General features: G+C 64.9%; 21 protein-coding genes. 7 read left to right on the forward strand and 14 right to left on the reverse strand.

Annotated elements, in window-relative coordinates:
- Nucleotides 1-37 precede the first annotated feature (37 nt).
- The 5 genes from AC1D1J_RS21505 to AC1D1J_RS21525 are packed head-to-tail and all read left to right on the forward strand — an operon-like array spanning nucleotide 38 to nucleotide 6389.
- Nucleotides 38-1576: a sugar ABC transporter ATP-binding protein gene (locus tag AC1D1J_RS21505; RefSeq protein WP_477695816.1), complete on the forward strand. Its 1539-nt coding sequence runs from the start codon at nucleotides 38-40 to the stop codon at nucleotides 1574-1576.
- On the forward strand, nucleotides 1569-2624 hold the full coding sequence (locus AC1D1J_RS21510) for an ABC transporter permease (RefSeq protein WP_477695817.1): 1056 nt from the start codon (nucleotides 1569-1571) through the stop codon (nucleotides 2622-2624). The genes AC1D1J_RS21505 and AC1D1J_RS21510 overlap by 8 nt, the downstream gene beginning before the upstream one ends.
- The gene (yjfF, locus tag AC1D1J_RS21515; RefSeq protein ID WP_457282342.1) at nucleotides 2621-3655 is read left to right on the forward strand and encodes a galactofuranose ABC transporter, permease protein YjfF; all 1035 of its coding nucleotides are present in this window, start codon (nucleotides 2621-2623) and stop codon (nucleotides 3653-3655) included. Before AC1D1J_RS21510 ends, yjfF begins: the two co-directional genes overlap by 4 nt.
- 21 nt (nucleotides 3656-3676) lie before the next feature.
- Complete coding sequence (locus AC1D1J_RS21520; RefSeq protein WP_477695818.1) at nucleotides 3677-5410, forward strand: IlvD/Edd family dehydratase; 1734 nt, start codon at nucleotides 3677-3679, stop codon at nucleotides 5408-5410.
- A gap of 49 nt (nucleotides 5411-5459) precedes the next feature.
- A complete protein-coding gene (locus tag AC1D1J_RS21525) occupies nucleotides 5460-6389 on the forward strand; it encodes a dihydrodipicolinate synthase family protein (protein WP_477687457.1) in 930 nt (309 codons plus the stop codon).
- A gap of 88 nt (nucleotides 6390-6477) precedes the next feature.
- Here the strand turns inward: AC1D1J_RS21525 and AC1D1J_RS21530 are convergent, their stop codons facing one another.
- The 14 genes from AC1D1J_RS21530 to atzF form a co-directional block, all read right to left on the reverse strand.
- A complete protein-coding gene (locus AC1D1J_RS21530) occupies nucleotides 6478-7215 on the reverse strand; it encodes a GntR family transcriptional regulator (protein WP_477687456.1) in 738 nt (245 codons plus the stop codon).
- A gap of 9 nt (nucleotides 7216-7224) precedes the next feature.
- Nucleotides 7225-7902, reverse strand: a complete 678-nt coding sequence (locus AC1D1J_RS21535) for a cysteine hydrolase family protein (RefSeq protein ID WP_477695819.1) — start codon at nucleotides 7900-7902, stop codon at nucleotides 7225-7227.
- Nucleotides 7903-8086: 184 nt separating this feature from the next.
- Complete coding sequence (locus tag AC1D1J_RS21540) at nucleotides 8087-9676, reverse strand: ABC transporter ATP-binding protein (protein WP_477687454.1); 1590 nt, start codon at nucleotides 9674-9676, stop codon at nucleotides 8087-8089.
- Entirely contained in the window at nucleotides 9673-10368 is a 696-nt protein-coding gene (gene biuH / locus AC1D1J_RS21545; protein WP_477687592.1) for a biuret amidohydrolase, read from the reverse strand. The genes AC1D1J_RS21540 and biuH overlap by 4 nt, the downstream gene beginning before the upstream one ends.
- Before the next feature lie 32 nt (nucleotides 10369-10400).
- On the reverse strand, nucleotides 10401-11321 hold the full coding sequence (locus AC1D1J_RS21550; protein WP_477687453.1) for an ABC transporter permease: 921 nt from the start codon (nucleotides 11319-11321) through the stop codon (nucleotides 10401-10403).
- The gene (locus AC1D1J_RS21555) at nucleotides 11318-12409 is read right to left on the reverse strand and encodes an ABC transporter permease (protein WP_477695820.1); all 1092 of its coding nucleotides are present in this window, start codon (nucleotides 12407-12409) and stop codon (nucleotides 11318-11320) included. Before AC1D1J_RS21555 ends, AC1D1J_RS21550 begins: the two co-directional genes overlap by 4 nt.
- 116 nt (nucleotides 12410-12525) lie before the next feature.
- On the reverse strand, nucleotides 12526-13629 hold the full coding sequence (locus AC1D1J_RS21560) for a BMP family ABC transporter substrate-binding protein (protein ID WP_477695821.1): 1104 nt from the start codon (nucleotides 13627-13629) through the stop codon (nucleotides 12526-12528).
- A gap of 40 nt (nucleotides 13630-13669) precedes the next feature.
- A complete protein-coding gene (hpxZ, locus tag AC1D1J_RS21565; protein WP_477687450.1) occupies nucleotides 13670-14056 on the reverse strand; it encodes an oxalurate catabolism protein HpxZ in 387 nt (128 codons plus the stop codon).
- The gene (locus AC1D1J_RS21570) at nucleotides 14053-15450 is read right to left on the reverse strand and encodes an AtzE family amidohydrolase (protein ID WP_477695851.1); all 1398 of its coding nucleotides are present in this window, start codon (nucleotides 15448-15450) and stop codon (nucleotides 14053-14055) included. The genes hpxZ and AC1D1J_RS21570 overlap by 4 nt, the downstream gene beginning before the upstream one ends.
- A 5-nt stretch (nucleotides 15451-15455) precedes the next feature.
- Complete coding sequence (locus AC1D1J_RS21575) at nucleotides 15456-15680, reverse strand: AtzG-like protein (protein ID WP_477687449.1); 225 nt, start codon at nucleotides 15678-15680, stop codon at nucleotides 15456-15458.
- 13 nt (nucleotides 15681-15693) lie between these two features.
- Nucleotides 15694-16515 carry an ABC transporter ATP-binding protein gene (locus AC1D1J_RS21580; protein ID WP_477695822.1) on the reverse strand — a complete coding sequence of 274 codons (822 nt, stop codon included), beginning with the start codon at nucleotides 16513-16515 and terminating at the stop codon, nucleotides 15694-15696.
- 151 nt (nucleotides 16516-16666) lie between these two features.
- Entirely contained in the window at nucleotides 16667-17503 is an 837-nt protein-coding gene (locus AC1D1J_RS21585; protein WP_477687448.1) for an ABC transporter permease, read from the reverse strand.
- Between the two features lie 5 nt (nucleotides 17504-17508).
- The gene (locus AC1D1J_RS21590; RefSeq protein ID WP_477687447.1) at nucleotides 17509-18528 is read right to left on the reverse strand and encodes an ABC transporter substrate-binding protein; all 1020 of its coding nucleotides are present in this window, start codon (nucleotides 18526-18528) and stop codon (nucleotides 17509-17511) included.
- A 64-nt stretch (nucleotides 18529-18592) separates the two neighbouring features.
- Nucleotides 18593-20287, reverse strand: a complete 1695-nt coding sequence (gene atzF, locus AC1D1J_RS21595) for an allophanate hydrolase (protein WP_477695852.1) — start codon at nucleotides 20285-20287, stop codon at nucleotides 18593-18595.
- Between the two features lie 256 nt (nucleotides 20288-20543).
- Between atzF and AC1D1J_RS21600 the strand changes: the two genes are divergently transcribed.
- Both AC1D1J_RS21600 and AC1D1J_RS21605 read left to right on the forward strand, forming a co-directional pair.
- Nucleotides 20544-21251 carry a haloacid dehalogenase type II gene (locus AC1D1J_RS21600; RefSeq protein ID WP_477687446.1) on the forward strand — a complete coding sequence of 236 codons (708 nt, stop codon included), beginning with the start codon at nucleotides 20544-20546 and terminating at the stop codon, nucleotides 21249-21251.
- 76 nt (nucleotides 21252-21327) lie between these two features.
- Entirely contained in the window at nucleotides 21328-23556 is a 2229-nt protein-coding gene (locus AC1D1J_RS21605; RefSeq protein WP_477687445.1) for a malate synthase G, read from the forward strand.
- Nucleotides 23557-24042 lie beyond the last annotated feature (486 nt).

The following is a 24042-nucleotide window of genomic DNA, read 5'->3' on the forward strand; positions in this document are numbered from 1 at the left end:
AGACAAATACCGCAGCACACAGCACGGAACTTGTTCTATGACCCCGGCCACTACCGCCACAGACATCGTCCCCGTACTGGAACTCGCGGGCATTCACAAGCAGTTTGCGGGCATTGATGCATTACGCGATGTGCGTTTGCGCCTGTATCCCGGTGAAATCCATGCCTTGATGGGGCAAAACGGTGCGGGAAAATCCACCCTGATCAAGGTCCTGACCGGGGTGCTTGAAGCCAGCGGCGGCCAGATGCAACTGGCCGGCAAGCCGGTGTGGCCGGGCTCTCCCCTGGCCGCACAGCGTCTGGGCATCAGCACGGTCTACCAGGAAGTCAATCTTTGCCCCAACCTCTCCGTGGCAGAAAACATCTTCGCGGGCCGCTATCCGCGGTGCGGCATTTCGCAGGGATACCGCATTGACTGGGCCGCGCTGAATCGCCGCGCCCGCGAGCTGGTCGCGCGCGTCGGCCTGGACATCGACGTCTCGCGCCTGTTGTCCAGCTACCCGGTCGCGGTGCAGCAACTCGTTGCCATCGCGCGTGCCATCAGCATCGAATCGAAAGTCCTGATCCTCGACGAGCCGACTTCCAGCCTGGATGACGACGAAGTCCAAAAACTCTTTGAGGTGCTGCGCCGCTTGCGCGACGATGGGCTCGCCATCGTTTTTGTGACCCATTTCCTGAACCAGGTCTATGCGGTGTCAGACCGCATCACGGTGCTGCGCAACGGCACCTGGGTGGGCGAGTGGCGGGCCAGCGAGCTGGGACCGCAGGCATTGATCGCGGCCATGCTCGGCCGGGAACTGGCCGCCCAATCAGCGGGTGCCGCGGTACCTCAGGCGTTTGACGATGCCGTGCCGGCACTTCTGCAAGCCGAAGGCCTGGGTCAGGCCGGCCAGCTGCAAGCTGTGGATCTGCGCGTGCGTGCCGGCGAAGTGGTGGGCCTGGCCGGCTTGCTGGGTGCGGGACGCACGGAACTGGCGCGGTTGTTGTTCGGCCTGGAGGCACCTGATCGCGGCGTGCTCAGGATCGACGGCCAGACGGTCACTTTTTCCAGCCCGGCAGACGCGATCCGCCACGGCTTGGCGCTGTGCCCGGAAGAGCGCAAGACCGATGGCATCGTGGCCGAGCTGTCGGTCCGGGAAAACATTGCGCTGGCGCTGCAAGCCCGCATGGGCATGCGCCGGTTTTTGTCGCGTGCCGAACAAACCGCATTGGCCGAACGCTTTGTCCAGGCGATGGGTATCAAGACCGCGAGTGTGGACACCCCCATAGGTCTGCTGTCGGGCGGCAACCAGCAAAAGGCCATGATCGCGCGCTGGCTCGCGACCGAGCCGCGCCTGCTGATCCTGGACGAACCCACGCGCGGCGTCGACGTGGCCGCGAAGCAGGAAATCATGGAGCAGATCCTGCGCCTGGCAGAAGCCGGTATGGCCGTGATTTTCATCTCTTCCGAAATGAGCGAAGTGGTTCGCGTGGCGCATCGCATTGTGGTGCTGCGTGACCGCCGCAAGGTGGGTGAGTTGCCGGCAGGCAGCAGCGAAGACACCGTCTATGAACTGATTGCGGCTGAACATGCCTGAAGAGAAACACCACCCCTCGCCTCTGGCCACTGCCATGAGGCACCGCCTGGCCTGGCCGCTCATCACGCTGTTCCTGCTGCTGGCTGTGAACACAGTGTTTAACGCCAGTTTCCTGCACGTCGAGTGGCGTGACGGTCATTTGTACGGCAGCCTGATCGATATTCTCAACCGTGCCGCGCCGCTGGTGCTGGTGTCGCTCGGCATGACGTTGGTGATCGCCACCCGCGGCATCGACATTTCCGTGGGCGCCGTGGTGGCCATTGCTGCCGCAGTGGCCGCCTGGATGATTGGCGGGTCAGTGGCAGGGAGCGTGAGCCGTTTCCCGATGCCGCTGGCAATTCTGGCGGCATTGGCCATCGCGCTGCTGTGCGGACTGTGGAACGGGCTGCTGGTCGCCAGGGTAGGCATGCAACCCATCATCGCCACACTGATCCTCATGGTGGCGGGTCGCGGCATCGCGCAGCTGATCACTGGCGGGCAGATCATCACCATCTATTACGCGCCGTTCTTCTTCCTGGGCAGTGGCTACCTGCTGGGCTTGCCCTTCTCGCTCTTTATTGTGGCCGTAGTCTTTGTGCTGCTGTATCTGGCGGTGACGCGCACGGCCCTCGGGCTGTTCATCCAGGCTGTGGGCATCAACCCGACTGCGGCACGCGTTGCCGGTGTGCAGGCCCGGCGCCTGATGGTTGCGGCCTATGCCTTCTGCGGGTTGTGCGCGGGCATCGCGGGCTTGCTGATCAGCTCCAACGTCAAAAGCGCCGACGGCAACAACGCGGGTCAGTTGCTCGAGCTGGATGCCATCCTGGCCGTGACGCTGGGCGGCACCGCCCTCACCGGTGGGCGGTTCAGCCTCGTGGGCAGCGTGATCGGCGCGCTGATCATCCAGACGCTGACTTATGCCATTTACTCGCTGGGTGTGCCGCCTGAGATCAACCTGGTGGTCAAAGCTGTGGTGGTATTTGTGGTCATGCTGCTGCAATCGGCTGAATTCCGGGCCGAGATCGGTATCTGGATGCGGCGGCCGGCCGCGCGGGGGATGCGGCCATGAACACAACCGTCACCCGGCCCCCCGTAGAGGCCGCCTCCAGCCAACGGGCACCTGCTGCGCCGGCTTCAGGTTTTAATCCCAAATACCTGCCGCTGGCGGCCACCATATCGCTGTTCGTTGCCATGGCGACCATGGGTTCGGTGCTCTACAGCGGGTTCTTTTCGGCTCAGGTGTTCCTCAACCTGCTGATTGACAACGCCTTTCTGGTCATCATCGCCGTGGGCATGACGTTTGTCATCCTGTCGGGCGGCATTGACCTGTCCGTCGGCTCCGTGGTCGCACTCACCACCATGGTGTCTGCCGCGCTGGTGGAGCACCATGGCTGGAGTCCGGCCGCGGTGATTCCGCTGGTGCTCCTCATGGGCACGGCGTTCGGCGCCTTCATGGGTTTTCTGATTGAGCGTTTTCGCCTGCAGCCTTTCATCGTGACGCTGGCCGGCATGTTTCTGGCGCGCGGCCTGTGTTACCTGATCAGCGTCGATTCCATCAGCATCACCAACGAGTTTTATTCAGAGGTTTCGCAGCTGCGCATTCCCTTGTGGGAAGACGCCTCGCTCTCGATCAGTGCCGTGATCGCCATCGCGGTGCTGCTGGCGGCGGTGTTCATTGCACACTGCACTCCCTTTGGCCGCGCGGTGTATGCCGTCGGCGGCAACGAGCAATCGGCACTGCTGATGGGTCTGCCGGTGCGTCGCACGCTGGTGGGGGTTTACACGCTGTCGGGTTTTTGCTCGGCGCTGGCCGGTGTGGTCTTCACTTTCTACATGCTTTCGGGCTACGGCTTGCACGCCACCGGCATGGAGCTTGACGCCATTGCCGCCGTGGTCATTGGCGGCACCTTGCTCAGCGGCGGCGTGGGTTATGTGGCCGGCACCCTGTTCGGGGTGTTGATGCTCGGAATCATCCAGACCCTGATCTCTTTTGACGGCACTTTGAGCTCCTGGTGGACGCGCATTGTCGTCGGCGTGTTGCTGTTTGTTTTTTGCCTCCTGCAACGGCTGCTGGCAAATCGCACACCCAAATCTTCCTGAAACCTTAATGGCCAGACCATCATGACAAGCACCAAACGAAAACTACGTTCCACCGAGTGGTTCGGCACGGCCGACAAAAACGGCTTCATGTACCGCAGCTGGATGAAGAACCAGGGCATTCCCGATCATGAGTTCGACGGCCGCCCCATCATCGGCATCTGCAATACCTGGTCGGAGCTCACGCCTTGCAATGCCCACTTCCGCAAGATTGCCGAGCATGTGAAGCGCGGCATCTCAGAGGCGGGCGGCTTTCCGGTCGAGTTTCCGGTGTTCTCGAACGGCGAGTCGAACCTGCGTCCCACCGCCATGCTCACACGCAACCTTGCCAGCATGGACGTGGAAGAAGCGATTCGCGGCAACCCGATTGACGCCGTGGTGCTGCTCACCGGCTGCGACAAGACCACGCCCGCCTTGCTGATGGGTGCGGCGAGCTGCGACATTCCGGCCATTGTGGTGACCGGCGGGCCCATGCTCAACGGCAAGCTTGAAGGCAAAAACATCGGCTCGGGCACGGCGGTGTGGCAACTTCACGAGTCGTTAAAAGCGGGCGAAATCCAGCTGCACCAGTTCCTGGCAGCCGAGGGCGGCATGTCGCGTTCCGCCGGCACCTGCAACACCATGGGCACGGCCTCCACCATGGCCTGCATGGCCGAAGCGCTGGGTACTTCGCTGCCGCACAACGCCGCCATTCCCGCGGTGGATGCACGCCGTTATGTGCTGGCGCAAATGTCGGGCGCGCGGGCTGTCGAGATGGCGCGCGAAGGCCTGACGCTGTCGAAAATTCTCACACGCGAAGCCTTCGAAAATGCGATTCGGGTCAACGCCGCCATTGGCGGCTCCACCAACGCAGTGATTCACCTCAAGGCGATTGCGGGCCGCATCGGTGTGCAGCTGGACCTGGAAGACTGGACGCGGATTGGCCGCAACACCCCCACCCTCGTCGACTTGCAGCCTTCCGGCCGTTTTCTGATGGAAGAGTTTTACTATGCCGGCGGCCTGCCCGCCGTGTTGCGCCGGCTGGGTGAAAACAGCTTGCTGCCGCATCCCAATGCGCTCACCGTCAATGGCAAATCGATATGGGACAACGTGCGTGAGGCGCCGCAGTACAACGACGAGGTGATCCGCCCTCTCGACAACCCCTTGATCGCCGACGGCGGTATCTGCATCCTGCGCGGCAACCTGGCGCCGCGCGGTGCCGTGCTCAAGCCCTCTGCGGCCTCGCCCGAACTGCTCAAGCATCGCGGCCGCGCGGTCGTATTCGAGAACCTCGAGCACTACAAGGAGCGCATCGTCGACGAGAACCTCGACATCGATGCCAGCTGCGTGATGGTGATGAAGAACTGCGGCCCCAAGGGCTACCCCGGCATGGCCGAAGTCGGCAACATGGGCCTGCCGCCCAAGCTGCTGCGCCAGGGCGTCAAGGACATGGTGCGCATCTCGGACGCACGAATGAGCGGCACCGCTTACGGCACCGTTGTGCTGCATGTGGCGCCAGAAGCAGCGGCCGGCGGGCCGCTGGCCGCGGTACGCGACGGCGACTGGATCGAGCTCGACTGCGATGCGGGCCGCCTGCACCTGGACATCAGCGATGCCGAGCTGGCTGAGCGCCTTGCCGCCCTGCAGAAGGCCCCTGCAGGCATGCGCGGCGGCTACCAGCGCCTGTATGTCGACCACGTGCTGCAGGCCGACGAGGGCTGTGATTTCGATTTTCTGGTCGGCTGCCGCGGCTCCGAAGTTCCCCGGCACTCCCATTAAATCGCGCAAGCAGTGAACTACTGAACTTTCTTCAACCTGATCCAGCCACATGAACACGCTCCGCCAGCCGCGTTACCGCGGCATCTTCCCCGTTGCCCCCACCACGTTCACCGAAACCGGCGAGCTTGACCTTGAAAGCCAGAAGCGCTGCATCGACTTCATGATCGACGCCGGCTCAGACGGCATCTGCATCCTGGCCAACTTCTCCGAGCAATTCGTGCTTTCGGACGAAGAGCGTGAAACCCTGACCCGTACCGTCCTCGAACATGTGGCCGGCCGCGTGCCGGTGATCGTGACCACCACCCACTACGGCACGAAAGTTTGCGCCGAACGCAGCCGCCGGGCGCAGGACATGGGCGCCGCCATGCTGATGGTCATGCCGCCGTATCACGGGGCTACCTTTCGCGTGAGCGAGCCGCAGATTTACGAGTTTTATGCGCGGCTGTCGGATGCGGTCAACATTCCTATCATGATCCAGGATGCGCCCGCCAGCGGCACTGTGCTTTCAGCCTGCTTCCTCGCGCGTATGGCCCGTGAGATTGAACACGTTGCCTATTTCAAGATCGAAACCGCCGGTGCGGCATCCAAACTGCGCGAACTGATCCGTTTGGGAGGCGACGCGGTGGAAGGGCCCTGGGACGGCGAAGAGGCCATCACACTGCTGCCCGACCTTGATGCCGGTGCCACCGGCTCCATGACCGGCGGCGGCTACCCCGATGGTATTCGTCCGATCATCGAGGCGCACCGCGCTGGTGATCACGACAAGGCCTATGCCCTCTACCAGCAATGGCTGCCGCTGATCAATTACGAGAATCGCCAGGCAGGGCTGCTGGCCGCCAAGACCTTGATGAAGGAAGGCGGCGTGATCGCCTGCGAGGCGCCGCGTCATCCTTTTCCGGCCATGCACCCGGACACGCGCACTGGGCTGCTGGCGACCGCCAGGCGGCTTGATCCGCTTGTGCTGCGCTGGGGGCGGTAAGCAGGGCACACCGCAGGGGGTAGTGCCCCGCACATTGCTCCTTTTTTGATAGCTCCTTGCGCCCGCCAGTTAACGGCTTAAGGCGATTTTATGTCTTGGGCGGTGTTCCGGAGCCGATCTGGCGCGCGAGATGCACCTGGTGCAGCGTTATTTTCCGCACCTCGGTCTGGCTGGTTTCGATATGGGCGCGCAGCAGCATGGCGGCCTGGTCGCCGCGCTTGGCACGCACTGCCTTGAGAATCTTGGCGTGCTCTTCATAGGTGGCCTCAATGCGCGGCTGCTTGATGAAATCAAGCCGGCGAATGATGCGAATGCGGTCGGTCACGTCGCGGTGCACACGCGCCATCTCGGCATTGCCGGAAGCCGCCACCAGCGCGCAATGAAAAGCTTCGTCCCACTGGGCGACCCGAACATGATCGGTGCTGCGCTCGCCCACCGGAACCAGCCAGATGGCCGCCAGTTCATCGAGCAGCGCCGTGTCAATCGTCTGGCTACCGGCGCACAGCCGCTGCACGGCCGTGGTTTCCAGCACCATGCGCAGGTCGTAGAGCTGTTCAAACTTGTCGAAATCAAAGGGCAGCACACGCCAGCCACTGCGAAACAGCACCTCGACGAAGCCTTCCTGCTGCAAGCGAAACAGGGCCTGGCGCACGGGCGTGCGCGAGACGCCCAGGCGCTCGCTGATTTCGGTTTCGGTGAAGCGGTCGCCCGGCACCAGCTTGAACTCGGATACGTCGCGCTTGAGCTCTTCGTATACTTCGTCGGCCCGCGAACGATGGGCGAGCGCGACGGCAAGGCTCGCGGGATGGCTGGAGGCAAAGTGCATGGTGAAACTCTAGCAGTGTTCGGGCCGTGCCGGCAGCGCCGCCAGCAATTCGCCGCTGGTGGCGGTCCAGCCGACGATGGCGCCCTGGGCGCGCATCATCGCCACGGCCGCCGACTTGAAGGCCGGGAAATAACTTTCGGTGCAGTCCTCCAGCAGCACGCTGTCGTAACCGCGGTCGTTGGCTTCTCGCATGGAGGTCTGCACGCAGACCTCCGTGGTCACGCCCATGAACAGCAGGTGTGTGATACCGGCATGCTGCAGCCGCTCGTGCAGGCCGGTGGCGTAGAAGGCGCCTTTGCCGGGCTTGTCGATGGCGATCTCGCCGGGCAGCGGCGCCAGCTCGGGGATGATCTGGTTTCCCGGTTCACCGGCTATCAGGATGCGGCCCATCGCTCCCATGTCGCCGATACGCAGGGTCGGATTGCCGCGGCTGCGTTTGGCGGGCGGGCAATCGGCCAGGTCGGCCCTGTGCGCCTCGCGGGTGTGCACCACAAGCCCGCCCGCGCGGCGCCAGGCCTCCAGCACGGCCTTGCAGGCCGGCACGATGGCCTGCAACAGAGAGACGTCATTGCCCAGCGTTTCACCGAAGCCGCCGGGCTCGATGAAGTCGCGCTGCATGTCGATGATGACCAGCGCGGTGTGCGCCAGCTCGAACTCGTAGGCGAAAGGAGCCGCTGCGATTTTCATAGGAGTGCTCCTTCGTGGGCAACCGCGGAACCGGCTTTGCCGGGCCGCTGGTGTGCCTTGCAGGCCGCATCAGCGTCAGAGTCGCTGACTCTTCGCACCGTCCAAGCCTGCGCAGGCAGGCTTGGAGCCGCGGTACTCAGCCCCCTTTCGGGGGGGGCGGCTGCAGGCCGCTTCGGGGGGGAACTCATCGTCCTCCGCCCATGTGCGCACCCAGCACCTGCCGCTGGGCCCCGGAGGCCGCGGTCTCGAAGACGATGCGCCCCTCGCTCATCACCACGATGCGGTCGGCCAGTTCAAGCAGTTCGTCCAGATCTTCGCTGACCAGCAGCACGGCCGCGCCCTGCTGCGCCACGCCCCGCAGGCGGGTGTGGATTTCCTTCACGGCGGCGAAGTCCAGGCCGAACACCGGGTTGGCGGCGATCAGCACCTTGATCTCGCCATGCAGCTCGCGCGCCAGCACGGCACGCTGCACGTTGCCGCCAGAGAGGCTGCGAATGGGTGCGTTCTCCCCCTGCGTCTTGATGCCATAGCCCTTGATCCATTCGCGCGCGCGGCTGCGCCAGAGCCCGAATCGCAAGCGTCCCGCGGCGCATAGCGGCGGCCGGTCGAAGTCGCGCAGCGCCATGTTTTCGGCCACGCTGAAGTCACCCACACAGGCATTGCGCAGCGGCTCCTCAGGCAGGCTGCGCACCTTCAGGCGGTGGTTCTCGCCCCGCGTGGCGGCGTAAGGCTGACCGTCCACCCGCACCACGCCGGCGGCGTGCGCCCGCTGGCCGACCAGCGCTTCAACGAGCTCGCGCTGGCCGTTGCCGGACACGCCGGCGACGCCGAGAATCTCGCCCGCGAGCACCGACAGGCTCAGGTTGCGCACCGCCAGCGTGCCGCGGTCGCCCATGACCTGCAGGCCGTGAACATCAAGGGATGCGGTTTGTGCCGCAACATCGACAGCCCGCACGGCGCTGGTGGCAGGCACCTTGGGTTCCGTGGCCTGGTTTTCGGGGTGGGCCGCGGCCGCATCACCCACCATGGCCTGCGCGAGCCGCGCCGGGTCGGTCGCCGGCACCGAAGTGACGTGTACCGCTTTGCCGCGGCGCAAGACGGTCACGTCGTCGGCATAGGCCATGACTTCGCGGAACTTGTGGGTGATGATGAGCACCGTGCAGTGGCCGGCACGTGCGAAGTCGCGCACATGGCCCAGCACTTCGTCGGCCTCCTGCGGCGTCAGCACCGAAGTCGGCTCGTCCAGGATCAGCAGGCGCGGCTTGAGATAGAGCTGCTTGAGCAGTTCGAGCTTTTGTTTCTCGCCGGCGGCCATGTCCAGCGGACGCGTGTCCAGGTCCAGCCTGAAGGGCGTGGTTTGCACAAAGGCCTCCAGCTCCGCGCGTTTTTGCGTCCAGTCGATCAGCGCCGGCGTCTTGCCGCCGGCCAACAGCAGGTTTTCGGCGACCGTCATGCCGGGCGCCAGCGTGAAATGCTGGTAGACCATGCCAATGCCCAACGCGCGAGCCACCACCGGATTGGCGATCGCCTGCTCACGGCCGTCGATGACGATGCTGCCTTCCGAGGGCCGCTGGAATCCCGCCACGCACTTGACCAGCGTGCTTTTGCCCGCGCCGTTTTCACCGAGAAGCGCATGCACGGTTCCCGGCGCCACCTTCATGTTGACACCGTCGAGTGCCGTGAAGCTGCCGAACCGCATGCTCATGCGGTAGATGTCCAGCGCCAGCGCGCCGGTGGCGGGCGGCAGGCTGCCGATGGTGGTGCCTGGACTCATGGCGTGGCCAGTGCGGCCAGCACCGCCGCCGATGAAGCATGCGCGCCGAACACGCCGCCCTGCATGGTGATCATCTTCAGCGCTGCCTCATGGTTGCCGCGGTCGGTGGCGGCGGTGCAGTCCGACAGCAACAGGCATTCGAAGCCGCGGTCGTTGGCGTCGCGCATGGTGGTGTGCACGCAAACGTCGGTGGTGATGCCGGTGAGAATCAGGTTCTCGATGCCGCGCGTTCGCAGCACCATCTCCAGGTCGGTGGCGTAGAACGAGCCTTTGCCGGGCTTGTCGATCACCACCTCGCCGGGCAGCGGTGCCAATTCGGGAATGATCTCCCAGCCCGGTTCGCCGCGCACCAGGATGCGCCCGCAAGGGCCGTCGTCGCCGATGCCCGCGCCGTGGGCGCCGATACGGCGCGAGCGCCAGCGCTTGTTGGCCGGCAGGTCCGACAGGTCGGGCCGGTGGCCTTCGCGCGTGTGGATCACGTGGTAGCCCGCGGCACGCATGCCGGCCATCAGGGCCCTGAGCGGTTCAATCGGCGCGCGCGTCAGCGAGATGTCATAGCCCATCTTGTCCACGTAGCCGCCTTCACCGCAGAAGTCGGTCTGCATGTCGATAACGATAAGCGCGGTGTTGCCGGGCCGCAGGTCGCCGTTGTACGGCCATGGGTAGGGGTTGGCGTTGACGAAGCGTTCCATCTGGATGTTTTCCTTGTCAGTGCTTGCAGTCACTAGCGGGTGGCGGAAAGCTCGCCCGGGCTGCCACTCACGGTGCTGCCCGGCCGGCAGGTGATGACCAGGATCAGCAGGGTGAGCACATAGGGAACAATGTTGAAAAGGTGGTATCCCCAGTTGATGCCGACGGACTGCAGGGCCGGGCCGATGGCGCCGGCGCCGCCGAACAGCAGCGAGGCGTACACGCAGCGCAGGGGGCTCCAGCGCGCGAAGATCACCAGCGCCACCGCGATCAGGCCCTGGCCACTGGAGATGCCTTCGTTCCAGCTGCCGGGATAAAACAGGGTGAGCGAAGCGCCGCCCAGGCCGGCAACCAGGCCGCCGGCGGCGGTCGCGGCAATGCGGATGGCGGACACCGAGTAACCGAGCGAGCGCGCGGCGTTGGCCGAATCCCCCGCCATGCGTACCATCAGGCCAGCGCGTGTGTTGGCAAAGGCCCACCACAAGGCCACGGCCAGCGCCAGCCCGATCGGCACCAGCACATTGATCTGCAGCGCCGAGCGGACGGCGGCCGAGCTGCTCCAGCCGCCCAGAGCGATGGCGGGCAGTTGCGGCGCCTGCGGCTGGATCAGCGGCTTGCCCAGGTAGAAGGCCAGGCCCGTGCCCAGCAGCATCAATGCAATGCCGGTGGCAATGTCGTTGACCCGCGGTAGCGAGCAGAGAACGCCATGCAGTGCGGCCAGCAGCGCGCCGGTGGCCGCCGCCGCCAGCACACCGACCCAGGGCGAGCCCGAGAGCCAGGAGGCGCCGAAGGCCGACATGGCCGACAGCACCAGCACGCCCTCCAGCCCCAGGTTGATGCGGCCGGATTTTTCGGTGATGCATTCGCCCAGGCTGACAAAGAGGAAGGGCGCGCCGACGCGCAGCGCGCCGCCGACGATACCGGCGAAAAAGATCAGGAGCTGGTCGGCGGTCATGGCTTTTCCTCCGGCAAAGGAATCGGGCTCGGCTCCGAAGGGCCAAAGCGGCTGATACGCTCAAAAAAAGTTTTCCAGTCCACATCGCGCAGGGCCTCGCTGGCCAGGATCAGCACAAAGGCGATGCCCTGCAGCACCAGCACCGAGGCATCGGGCAGGCCCAGGCGGCGCTGCAGCAGGCTGCCGGCCGCGCCAAAGCCGCCGAACAGGATGGCCACCGGGATGATGGCCACGGGATGCTGGCGTGCGATGAAAGCCACCAGGATGCCGGCGTAGCCGTAGCCCGCGATCAGGGCGGCGTTGGCATTGGTGTGCACGGCCGCGACCTCGATGGCGCCGGCCAGGCCGGCGCAGGCCCCGCCCAGCGCACAGGCCAGCAGGATCAGCCTGGAGGCCGGTAGCCCGACGAGTTGCGCCGCACGCGGGTTGCCGCCGACCACGCGCACCGCGAAGCCCGAGGGCGTCATTCGAAACCACAGGCCTGCCGCCAGGCAGGCCAGCACGCCGATCACCAGCCCCCAGTGCACGTCGGAGCCGGCGATGCCGCCAATGAGCAGGCCTTCGGCCAGCGAAAAAGTCGACGGCTTGTTGAGGCTGGACGGGTCGCGCAGCGGTCCTTCGACCAGGTGCTTGAACAGGCCGACGGCCACATAGGCCAGCAGCAGGCTGCTGATGGTTTCGTTGATGCCACGGTATTGCCGCAGCCAGCCCGCCAACCCAATCCACAAGGCACCGGCCAACGCGGCGGCGAGGCAGACCGTCACCGTGCCCGCCATGTTCGCGGGCAGGGGCAGGCTTTGCGCGAGGCCGGCGCAGGCCAGTCCGCCCAGCACCACCGCGCCCTCGCCGCCTATGACTGTCAAGCCCGCGCGCGCCGGAACGGCGACACACAGGGCCGTGAGCATCAGCGGTGCGGCGCGCTGCAGCGTGTTCTGCCAGGAATACCAGTCACCGAACGCGCCCTTGAACAGCAGCAGCCAAACCTCCAGCGGGCTCACACCGGCGAACCAGACGAAAACGCCGAACAGGCCCAGCGCCGCGATGATGGCGCCTGCCGGCAACAGGAAGTTGGCGAGGGAGTGGCGCATGGGAATGGCGTTAGCGACCGACGCGCCTGTTCAGGGCCACCGCGGAACCGGCTTTGCCGGGCCGCCGGTGGCGCCCCCTTGAGGGGGAAGCGCCGCAGGCGCTTCGGGGGTGTTCGTCAAACACTGCCGATGACCCCTTCAACCAAGTAGTTCATCTTCTCGAGCTCAAGGTCGGTCTGCTTGAAGACCTTGCCGGCAGGCACGATGGTGCCGCCCTTGTTGTCCTTGAGCGGACCCTTGAAGATGTCGAAGCTGCCCGCCATCATCTGCGCCTTGACACCGTCGGCCTGCTTTTTCGCCGCCTCGGTCACGGTGGGTCCGTAGGCCGACATCTTCACGTAGCCGTCCTTCAGGCCGCCGCGTATGAAGTTGGGGTGCGGCTTGCCGCTGCGTGCCGCTTCCACAAAGGTGGTGTAGGCCGTGAGCCAATTCCATTCGGCGCCGGTCAGGTAAGCGTTAGGCGCGAGCTTGGCCTGACTGGCGTGGTAGCCGCAAACCATCTTGCCGCGTTTGGCGGCGGTCTCGACAATGACTTTCGGGCCGTCCACATGCATGGTGAACACGTCCACACCCTGGTCGGCCAGGCTGTTGGTGGCCTCGGCTTCTTTGACCGGCATGGACCAGTCGCCGGTGAAGATCACGCTGGTCGTGATGCCGGGCTTGACCGAACGCGCGCCCATGGTGAAGGCATTGATGTTGCGCAGCACTTGCGGGATCGGCTTGGCGGCGATGAAACCGATCTTGTTGCTCTTGGTCATGTGGCCGGCGATCATGCCGTTGAGGTATTGGCACTCATCGATGTAACCAAAAAAGCTGGCGGTGTTTTTCGGGTGCTTGCCTTCCGTCCACATGCCGCCGCAATGCGCAAAACGCGCTGCGGGAAACTTGGTCGCCACCGCCAGCATGTGCGGATCGAAGTAGCCGAAGGAGGTGGGAAACACCAGGCTGGCGCCGTCCTGCGCGATCATGCCGGTCATGGTTTTCTGCACGGCCGCGGTTTCGGGCACGTTTTCTTCTTCCACCACCTTGATGCCCGGCATCTTCTTGAGCTCGGCCGCCGCTTGCGCCTGGGCCTGGTTGTAGCCGTAGTCGTCGCGCGGGCCGACGTAGATCACGCCCACGGTTAGGGGTTTTTGCGCGAAGGCAAACGGGCCGGTGGCCGCGGCGCCGAGCGCGGCCAGGGTCTTGATCGAATCGCGGCGATTGAGGAAGTTGCTCATGGTCAATGCTCCAGGGGTTATGAGGTCAAGGAAATGAAACTCAGGCAAGAAGGCTCACGTGCGCGGCGACCACGCGCCAGCCCTCGGGCGTGCGCATCCAGGTCTGGCTCTGCCGGCCGGTTCTGGCGCTGCCGGCGCGCTGGAATTCAGTATTGGCGGTCGCCATGTCGCGGCCATAGGTTGTGATCACGGTTTTCAGCAACCGCCGCTCCAGGCCCTGCGACGGCCGTCCCGCCCGGAAGGCCTGGATGTCGGCGTAGCCGTAAAGGTTTTCCGTCGCGCCGTAGCGCAGGGTGTGCGGGCTGTTCCAGAACAGCTCGTCCAGCACGTCCACCTTGTTGTTGACCAGCGCATCCTCATAACGCGCAAACACCGCCGTGACTTCGGCCAGGACGTCGGGGAGGTTGATGGCAAGGCCGGGGTTCATGCTTGTGTCACCAGTGTGGCGGGCCGGATATGGGCGGCGCCGGCGTCGCCGAGCACCTGCGCGGCCCGCAAGGCCAGGTCTTCGCGCCAGGGCGCGGCGATGACCTGCACGCCTATCGGCATGCCGCCGGCTGCCGGCCACATGGGCGCGGTGACCACGGGGCAGCCGGAAAAAGAGATGGGCTGGGTGAGCAGGCCCATCGCGGCGCGGCAGGGCTGGCGCACGCCGTTGATGTCCAGCCACTCGGTGCCGATGACCGTGGCGCCGACCGGTGTGGCAGGCGTGAGCAGCACGTCCCAGTCCTGGAACAGGGCGTTGACCTTGTCGCGGTAGCTGCGGCGAAAGCGCTGTGCGCGCACATACCAATCAGCGGGCTGCAGCGCGCCGGCGATGAAACGGTCCACCGACAGCGGTTCGAATTCGTCGGCACGCGTGCGCAGGTCGCCCAGGTGCAGGCTGCCGCCTTCGCTCGCGGTGATGATGAAGGCCGCCGCGCGCGCCAGTGCAGCGTCGGGCCACTGAACTTCGGACACCGCACCCAGTGTCGCAGCGGCGAGCGTCACCACTTCGCGCGCCTCAGGGGCGGCGTTGTCGTGAAAATATCCGCCCAGCACACCGATGCGCAGGCCACCCGCACCCTTGCCCAGGACTGGAGAGACCGGCTGTACGCGTAGCGCATGGCTGCCCGGGTCCAGCGGGTCGGGCTGCTGCAGCGCATCGTAGGCCAGCGCCAGCCCGCCCAGGCTGCCGGCGAGCGGCCCCAGGTGGTCGATGCTGTGCACAAAGGGATAACTGCCGCGGCGCGACAGCCGGCCAAACGTCGGCTTCAGGCCCCAGACACCGCACAGCGACGACGGCACGCGAATGGAACCGTTGGTGTCCGAGCCCAGGGTGACAGGAACCTGCCCGGCCGCGACCGCCGCGCCACAGCCGCCCGACGAACCGCCGGCGATGCGCGTCAGGTCGTGCGGGTTGCGGCAGGGGCCGTAGTGTGTGTTTTCCGTGGTGAAACCGTAGGCGTATTCGTCCATGTTCAGCGCGCCGACGAGCACGGCGCCGGCCGCCTTCATCTGCGTGACGAGGACCGCATCGGCCGAAGCCGCGGGCAGGCCGCGGTTGATTTTTGAGCCGGCCAGTGTGGTCAGCCCTTCGATGTCGAACAGGTTCTTGACCGCGTACGGCACGCCAGCCAGCGGTCCCAGGGCTTCGCCGCGCGCCCGCTGCGCGTCCACCGCGTCGGCCTCGGCGCGGGCCCGGGTGCGGGTTGTTTCGGTGAAGGCATTGACCCGGCCGTCCGTGCTGTCAATGCATGCCAGGCTGGCATCGAGCAGTTCGCGCGCGCTGACCTGCCCTGCCGCAACGGCGGCGGCCATGGCGGACGCATCAAACACCATGCTTTTCATGACTGCTCGCGCCCGCCGTCGCTGGATGGGAAAACCGCCGGGCAGTAAATTTCGGCCGGCTCGTCGTGCGGGGCCAGCGGCGCCGCGTCCAGCAGCGCGGCCATGACGGCGGTGCGCTGCAGGTGGGCGGCCACGCGTGCCGCGCGGTCCGGCGGCAGCGGCAGGTCCAGCACCGCGCCGGCGCTTGCGACATAACTTGCAATGCTTGCTTCGTCCATCATGGCTGCAGCTTTCTCAACGCCTGACTTCGCGCTGGAAGATTTCCAGGCTGAGCTTCTTGGTGCGGATGAAGCTGGCTTCGGACAGCGTCTCTACCGTGCGCGGGCGCGCATCGCCATAAGGCAGGATTTCGGCCACGCGCGTCGGGCGCTTGGTCAGCAGCAGCACCTGGTCGGCCAGGTACACGGCTTCTTCCAGGTCGTGCGACACCAGCAGCATGGTGGTGCCGGTCTGCATGAACACTTCCTGCAGCTTTTCGCGGATGAACAGCGTCATCTCGAAGTCCAGCGCCGAAAACGGCTCGTCCAGAAACAGCACCTCGGGGTTGGGCGCCAGCGCCCGCATGATGGAAGCCGTCTGTTGCTGCCCGCCCGACAGCTCATAGGGGTAGCGGTTCAGGTCGAACTTCACGTCGAAGGAGGCCACGAGTTCGGCCATGCGCCTGTCGACTTCGGCCTTGGATCTGCCTTCGAGCTTGAGCGGATAGGCGATGTTGTCGATGGTGCGCATCCACGGGAACATGGCTTCGCGGTAGTTCTGGAAGACGTAGCCGATCTTGGTGTCCTTGAGCGATTTCCCGTCAAACAGGATTTCACCGGCGTCGATGGGAATCAGGCCTGCGATCATGTTGATCAGCGTGGACTTGCCGCAGCCGTTGGGCCCGAACACCGAGACGATCTTGTGCTTGGGGATGTCCAGGTTGAAGTCTTCATACAGCGGCCAGCCGGCGAAGTACTTGGTCAGGCCGCGTATGGTGATGTGCGTGCCGGCCGGGCCGGGCTGGAACTCACGCACCGGAATATCGGCGAATACGGGGGCGTTGATTACAGCGGACATGTCCAACTCCAGTGGGGTTCACCGTTGATAAAGCAGCGAGCAGGCGCTCCCTTCAAGCAGGAGCCGCGGAACCGGCTTTGCCGGGCCGCAGGCGCAGCGGCCCCCTCGGGGGGCAGAGAGCTACACGCAGTGAGCGAACGTGGGGGCGACATCATCTTCCGCTCCAATGCACGATGCGGCGCTCGGCGATGAGAAACAAAATATTCAGCGCATAACCCAGGGCGCCGGCAGCCAGGATGGACGCGTACATGTCCTTCACGTTCATGACCTGCTGCGAGTTGATGATGCGGTTGCCCAGGCCGGTGTCGGCGCCGATGAACATCTCGGCGACGATCACGATGACGAGTGCCATGGACACCGCTGAACGCAGGCCGACAAAGCTCGGCTGCAGGCTTTCCCAGATCAACACGTCCTTGAACACTTGCCAGCGCGAGGCGCCCATGACCCTGGCCGCCATGACACGCTGCTTGCGCGCGTTGATCACGCCGTAAGCGCTGTTGAACACCACGATCAGCAGCGCGCCGAAGGCGGCAATCGCGACCTTGTTGATGTCCGACACGCCGAAAATCATCAGGAACAGCGGGATCAGCGCCGAAGACGGTGTGGAGCGAAAGAAGTCGATCAGGAATTCCACGCTGCGGTAGGCTTTTTCATTGCTGCCCAGCAACACGCCCAGCGGCATGCCGACCGCGGCGGCGATCATGAAGGCCTGCACCGTGCGCCATACGGTGACCGCAAAGTCCTTGAGCAGCGGTCCGCCGGCCAGGCCGCTGAGCAGCGCGCCCAGCGCATCGATGGGTGGCGGCAGCAGGATGGCCTTGATGAAGCCCAGGCGCACGGCCAGGTCCCAGATGATGAAGAGCGCCACCGGGCCGATGAAGGGCAGGGCCTTGTCCAGCGCCGGCTTGCGCTGCACGACGGCCGCCGGTGCGGCCGGAGGCGTCCAGGGTTTGGCGGGCGTTGCCGTCACGGGAGAGGTGGTACTCATGGTGTTCAACCCTTGTAGAGCATGGAGTCCACGATGAGGCGCGAGCTGAAGATGCCTTTTTCGGAGAACAGGTCGAAGAACTTCTGGAAATGCGCCACGTCGGCCGGGGTGAACTCGTTGTACATGGTGTAGGCAGCCAGAGGCACCTCGCCGGTGAGCGGGCCTTCGATGGCGGTGTAGCCCTTGAGGTACTGGCGCGCCTCGACCGACTTGCTGCGCACGTACGCCACGCCCTTGCCGTAAGCGGCGACGAACTTCTTCGCAGCATCCGGGTTCTTCTTGATGAAGTCCGACGAGAGCGAAGCCGAGCCGCCGAACCACGGCGCCATCGGGTCGCCCAGCACATAGCGCGCAATCACGCCGGCTTCCAGCACGCGGGTGGTGCCGTTCATACGGCCTATGGTGCCGGTGGGCTCCAGCGTGTAGGCGCCGTCGATCTGGCCGGCGGCGAGTGCGGCCACATGCTGGCCGATGGGCAACTCGACCACGGTCGCGCCGGTGGCGCCGCCGCGCTCGAGCACTGTTTTGGCCAGCGTCACGTTCTGGATGCCGGGGCCGGAGCCGATGCGCTTGCCCTTGAGGTCGGCCATGACCTTGGCCGGGCTGGCCGCCGGCACGATGACCTCGTCGAGCACGTTCTTCACGTTGCTGGGGTTGGAGCAGAAAATCTTGAAGGTGCCGGGCTGGGCGATCTCGCCGATGGCGATGTTGGCCGAGCCGGTGCCGTTGGCGGTGCCGTCGGCGCGGCCCGAGAGCACCGCCTCCATCACCTGCTGCGCACCGGCGAACTTCAGCGGCTCCACGTCCAGGCCGGCCTCCTTGAAATAGCCCAGTTCGATGGCCGAGTAGAACGGCAGGCCGGCGGCGATGGGCCAGTAGCCGATGCGTATCTTGGGACCGCCCTGCGCATGCAGGAAGGCCGGCATGCCCAGCAAGCCCAGTGTGGCGCCGGCGGCCGTGGCCTTGAGCAGCGAGCGGCGTGCCGGGCCGTGGGGGGCGGATGACGGTGTGGGAACGGGCTTCATGAAATGCTCCTGCTGGTGATGGGTAAACGGTGGATGAACGGGTTGGTAAAGGGTGATGAAAGCTTCAGGCCGGTGCGCTGGACTTCAGTGATTCGAGGTAGGCGCGCCAGCCACCCAGATGCGTGATGTCCTCGGCGCCTTGCAGCGCGTGCGCCTCGCAAACAAAACCCTGGACGCTGCCGCCGCCCTCCAGCGCCAGCGTGCCTATGCCCAGGGGCGCGGGGATCAGCGCAACGAAAGAGCCGTAGTGCTGCACCGGCATCTCCCAGATTTCCAGCGCGATGCCTGCACCTTCATTGGCCGCCACGCGCAGTAGCCCCGGCTTGGGCGGCACCGTGCCCGGTAGGGCGTAAAAGCGGTAGTCTGGCGCGGTGCGTGCCGGGCCCACCAGCGTGGCGCCGCGCGAGGTCAGCTGGCTGTTCAGCGGCATGCCGGAAAGATGTGCGCCCACCACGGCCAGCCTGACTGTGGCTGCCGGCTGGATGCCTGGCAACGCTGCGGGCGCGGGCAGCGCTTCGTTCAACGCGCCCTGCGGCAAACCGCTGGCGTGGTGGTAGCGCTGTCCGAGTTCGGCCAGCTGCCAGTCGCTGCCCGCCAGCCCCACCAGCGTGATGCCGAAAGGCAGGCCGTCGGGACGCAGGCTGCTGGGCACGGAAAGGGCCGCGTAGTCCAGCAGGTTGACGAAGTTGGTGTAGGTGCCCAGGTTGCGGTTCAGCGTGACGGGGTCGCGCTGCATGGCCTGCAGCGTGTAGTGCGTGGGCGCGGTCGGCAGCAACAGCACATCGATGTCATGCCACATCGCGGCCGCCTGCTGGCCCAGTGCGCGCAGCTTCGTTTGGGCCGCGTACAGGTCGGCGGCGCTGTATTGGCGGCCTGCGCCGATGATGCTGCGGACCGGTTCGATCACTGCGTCTTCATGGGCGTCGAAAAAATCGCGTACGGCGGTGTAGCGTTCAGCCACCAGCGCGCTTTCATAGAGCAGCGCGGCCGCCTCGGCCAGCGGCGCGAAATTGATGGGCACCGGCACGCCGCCCAGGGCCTGCATGCGGGTGACAGCTTCGCCGAAAGCCTGCTCGGCCAGCGCGTCGCCGCAGAAGCCCAGTGTTGAAGGCACACCGAAACGAAAGCCTGCGGGCAAGGCGGTGTCGGCCATCGCCAGCACGCGCGAGTAGGGATCCAGCGGGTCGTAACCCATGGCCGCTTCGAGCACGCGAGCAGCGGTGGCCACGGTGCGCGCGAAGATGGACACGCAGTCCACGCTCTGCGCGGCCGGTACCACACCGCGCGCGCTGATCAGGCCTTTGGAAGGTTTCATGCCCACGATGTTGTTCAGGCCTGCGGGTACGCGCCCAGAGCCTGCCGTGTCCGTGCCCAACGCGAAGTCCGCCTGCCCGGTCGCCACCACGTAGGCGGAGCCGGAGCTGGACCCGCCTGATATATAGGCGGGGTTGATCGCGTTGGGGACGGCGCCGTAGGGGGAGCGCGTGCCGTTGAGGCCGCAGGCGAATTGGTCCAGGTTGGTCTTGCCCAGCAGCTGCGCACCCGCATCGAGCAGCTTTTGCACCACGGCGGCGTGCGCCGTGGGGGTGTAGGCAAAGGCGGGGCAGGCGGCGGTGGTCGGCACGCCAGCCACATCAATATTGTCTTTAGCCGCAAATGAGAGTCCGGCCAGCGCACCGCCGCGGCCAGGCGGGAAAGAGGCGGTCCTGGTAATCCAGGCCTCGGGAGCCCAGCCGGCATCCGCGCCTGCAGGTGCCATCACCTGCCCGGGCGAGGCGGACGATTCGGGAGAGATCGGCAGTGAAGAGGTGTGCACCAATTGAAGGCATCCATACTTGTGTACAAGATGAGATGCAAGAGCTATGCCAATCCGTAGAACCGTCCCCCCGACCACTGACGGTGGCCGGAAAGCACTTTAATGTCTGCTTGTCACCCGATTAGGGGTATGAATGTCATGGATAAAGCGATTCTTGGGTAATTAATCGCGCTTGATGTATCAAATACAGTAGAGGCTTATGGAAAAGTCCCGCTCCAACCCACAGCCCAAGCTTCGTGCCGTGCTGTTTGACGCCTACGGCACGCTGTTTGACGTGTACAGCGTGGGCCTGCTGGCGGAGCAGTTCTTTCCGGGCAAAGGCGAAGCGCTGGGCGTGCTGTGGCGCGACAAGCAGATTGAGTACACGCGTCTGGTGTCCCTCAGCAGCGGTGGGGCGCATTACCGGCCGTTCTGGGACCTCACGCGCGCTGGCCTGCGTTATGCGTGCAAGCGTCTGGGGCTGGATTTGAATGCCGCCCGTGAGGAGCAGCTCATGAACCAGTACCGCCACCTGTCGGCGTTTCCGGAAAACCGCGAGGTGCTGCAGGCGCTGAAGGCGCGTGGCATCACCACCGGCATCCTGTCCAACGGCGACCCCTCCATGCTGGATGTGGCCGTCAAGTCGGCCGGGCTGGAAGGCCTGCTGGACCACATCATCAGCGTGGACAGCATCCGCAAATACAAGACCGCGCCCGAAGCCTATGCGCTCGGGCTGAAAGCCACCGGGCTGGAGGCCAAACAGATCGCCTTCGTGAGCTGCAACAGCTGGGACGCGCTGGCGGCCACCTGGTATGGCTACCAGACGCTGTGGGTTAATCGTTACCAGCTGCCGTTTGAAGAGCTGGGCACGCAGCCCCTGTACACCGGCAGCAGCCTGCGTGAAGTGCTCTCGCTGCCGCTGCACTGATTTCGCAGGCACGTTCTATTTTTTTGTTTTTAGTTTTTTTGATTCTTCTGATGCTTTTGAGAAAAGGGACCGCACCATGAACACAACAACCAACGCACGCACCTCCAGCCACCGTCTGCAGGTCGCCACCGGGCTTTACCGTTTCATCGAAGACGAGGTGCTGCCTGGCACGGGTGTGCCCAGCGGCGCTTTCTGGAAGGGCTTTGACGCCATCGTGGCCGATCTGGCGCCCAGGAACCTCTCCCTGCTGGCAGAGCGCGACCGCCTGCAGTCCGAGATGGACGCCTGGCATAAGGCCCACCCCGGCCCCATCGCGGACATGAAGGCTTACCGCGCCTTCCTCGAAAAAACCGGCTACCTCGTGCCTTCGCCGAAGAAGGTCACCATCACCACCGCCAACGTGGACGCCGAACTCGCCAAACAGGCCGGCCCGCAACTTGTGGTGCCCATCCTGAACGCGCGCTATGCGCTCAATGCCGCCAATGCGCGCTGGGGCAGCCTGTATGACGCGCTCTATGGCACCGACGCCCTTTCCGAGGAAGACGGCGCCACCAAAGGCAAAGGCTACAACCCCGTGCGCGGCGCCAGGGTGATCGAATATGCACGCCATGTGCTGGACCGCACCGCGCCGCTGAAAAAGGGCTCGCACATCGACTCGACCGCTTATGCGATCAAGGGCGGCAAGCTTGTCGTCACGCTGAAAGGCGGTAAGACCACAGCACTGGAAGATGCGAGCCAGTTCATCGGCTACCAGGGCAAGGCCTCTGCGCCGTCGTCGGTGCTGCTGCAGCACAACGGCCTGCACATCGACATCCGCATTGACCGCGGCACGCCCATCGGCAAGACGGATCCGGCCGGCGTGAGCGACCTGGTGATAGAGGCTGCGCTGTCGACCATCATGGACCTGGAAGACTCGGTGGCCGTGGTGGACGCCGACGACAAGGTGCTGGCCTATCGCAACTGGCTGGGCATCCTGCAGGGCACGCTGACCGAAAGCGTCACCAAGGACGGCAAGACCTTCACCCGCGGCCTGAACCCGGACCGTGAATACACCTCGCCGAAAGGACCCAAGGGCAAAGCAGTGGTACTGCACGGCCGCTCGCTGATGTTCGTGCGCAATGTGGGCCACCTGATGACCAACCCGGCCGTGCTGTACACCGCCGCGGATGGCAGCACGAAGGAAATTCCGGAAGGCATCCTGGACGCCGTGGTCACGACCACGATCGCCATCCACGACCTCAAGCGCAAGGGCAAGGCCGGCATCAGGAACTCGCGCAAGGGCTCGGTCTACATCGTCAAACCCAAGATGCACGGTCCCGCTGAAGTGGCGTTCGCCGCCGAACTCTTCAGCCGCGTCGAAAAAATGCTCGGCCTGCCGGGCAGCACGGTCAAGCTCGGCATCATGGACGAAGAGCGCCGCACCAGCGTCAACCTCAAGGCCTGCATCGCCGCCGCTTCCAGCCGCGTGGCCTTCATCAACACCGGTTTCCTGGACCGCACCGGCGACGAAATGCACACGGCCATGCAGGCCGGCCCGATGATCCGCAAGGGCAACATGAAAATCAGCCCATGGCTCAGCGCCTACGAACGCAGCAACGTGCTGGTCGGCCTGGCTTGCGGCCTGCGCGGCCGCGCCCAGATCGGCAAGGGCATGTGGGCCATGCCCGACCTGATGGCCGACATGCTCAAGGCCAAAATCTCGCACCCGCAGGCCGGCGCCAACACCGCCTGGGTCCCCTCGCCCACGGCTGCCACGCTGCATGCGCTGCACTATCACCAGGTCAACGTGGCGGCGGTGCAGAAAGACATCGAGAAGAAGGTCGACCTGAAGTCCGAAATCGCCCGCCTGCTGCCCGAGCTGCTGCTGGTGCCGGTCTCGCCCGACGCCCAATGGACGCCCGCCGAGAAGCAGCAGGAGCTGGACAACAACGCCCAGGGCATCCTCGGCTACGTGGTGCGCTGGATCGACCAGGGTGTGGGTTGCTCCAAGGTGCCCGACATCCACAACGTTGGCCTGATGGAAGACCGCGCCACGCTGCGTATTTCCAGTCAGCACATCGCCAACTGGCTGTTGCATGGCGTGGTCACGAAAGCGCAGGTCAAGGAAACCTTCGAGCGCATGGCCGCCGTGGTCGACGGCCAGAACGCCGGCGACCCCCTCTACAAAAAGATGGCGGGCAACTTCGAGACGTCGGCGGCCTACAAGGCGGCGTGCGACCTGGTCTTCAAGGGTCTGGAGCAACCCAGCGGCTACACCGAGCCGCTGTTGCACGCCTGGCGGCTGAAGGTAAAAGCCGGCTTGTAAGCCGTTAAGTCCGCGGCAGGCGTGCGGCTTGCGCCTGCTGTAGCCTGCGCCTGGCAGGGTCGGGTTGCTGCTGAATTGATAGCTGCTTGCGCCCGCTGTTATTGGCCTGCAGGCCAAATATCCCTGAAATCTGGGTCCGGCCCGCTGGCGCCGGTGTGCCTCGTGGCGGATGGCTGGTGGTCGGGCGTTGATCACGCCGTGAGCTTGCCGATGTGTTGCGCCAAACTGACCTTTACAAAGGGCCGCCGATCTTGCAAAACCGGCCGCTCATCGCCATTCGCGGGATTTAAGGGCTGGTTACGGACCGTTCCGTGACAAAAGCCCTGTAATTCATTTGTATGCGTTGGAAACCAAGTGAAACACTTTGCAAGTACTTCAATGAAATCGCGGTTGGCCCTTACGCTAGCGTCTCCCCTCTCTCCGGCCACAGATTGGTTGCAAGCTGGCCGGCAAATGTGATTAATACCAATTTTCCCGAACTCCTCG

The organism is Polaromonas sp. P1_F8 (genome assembly GCF_056405635.1).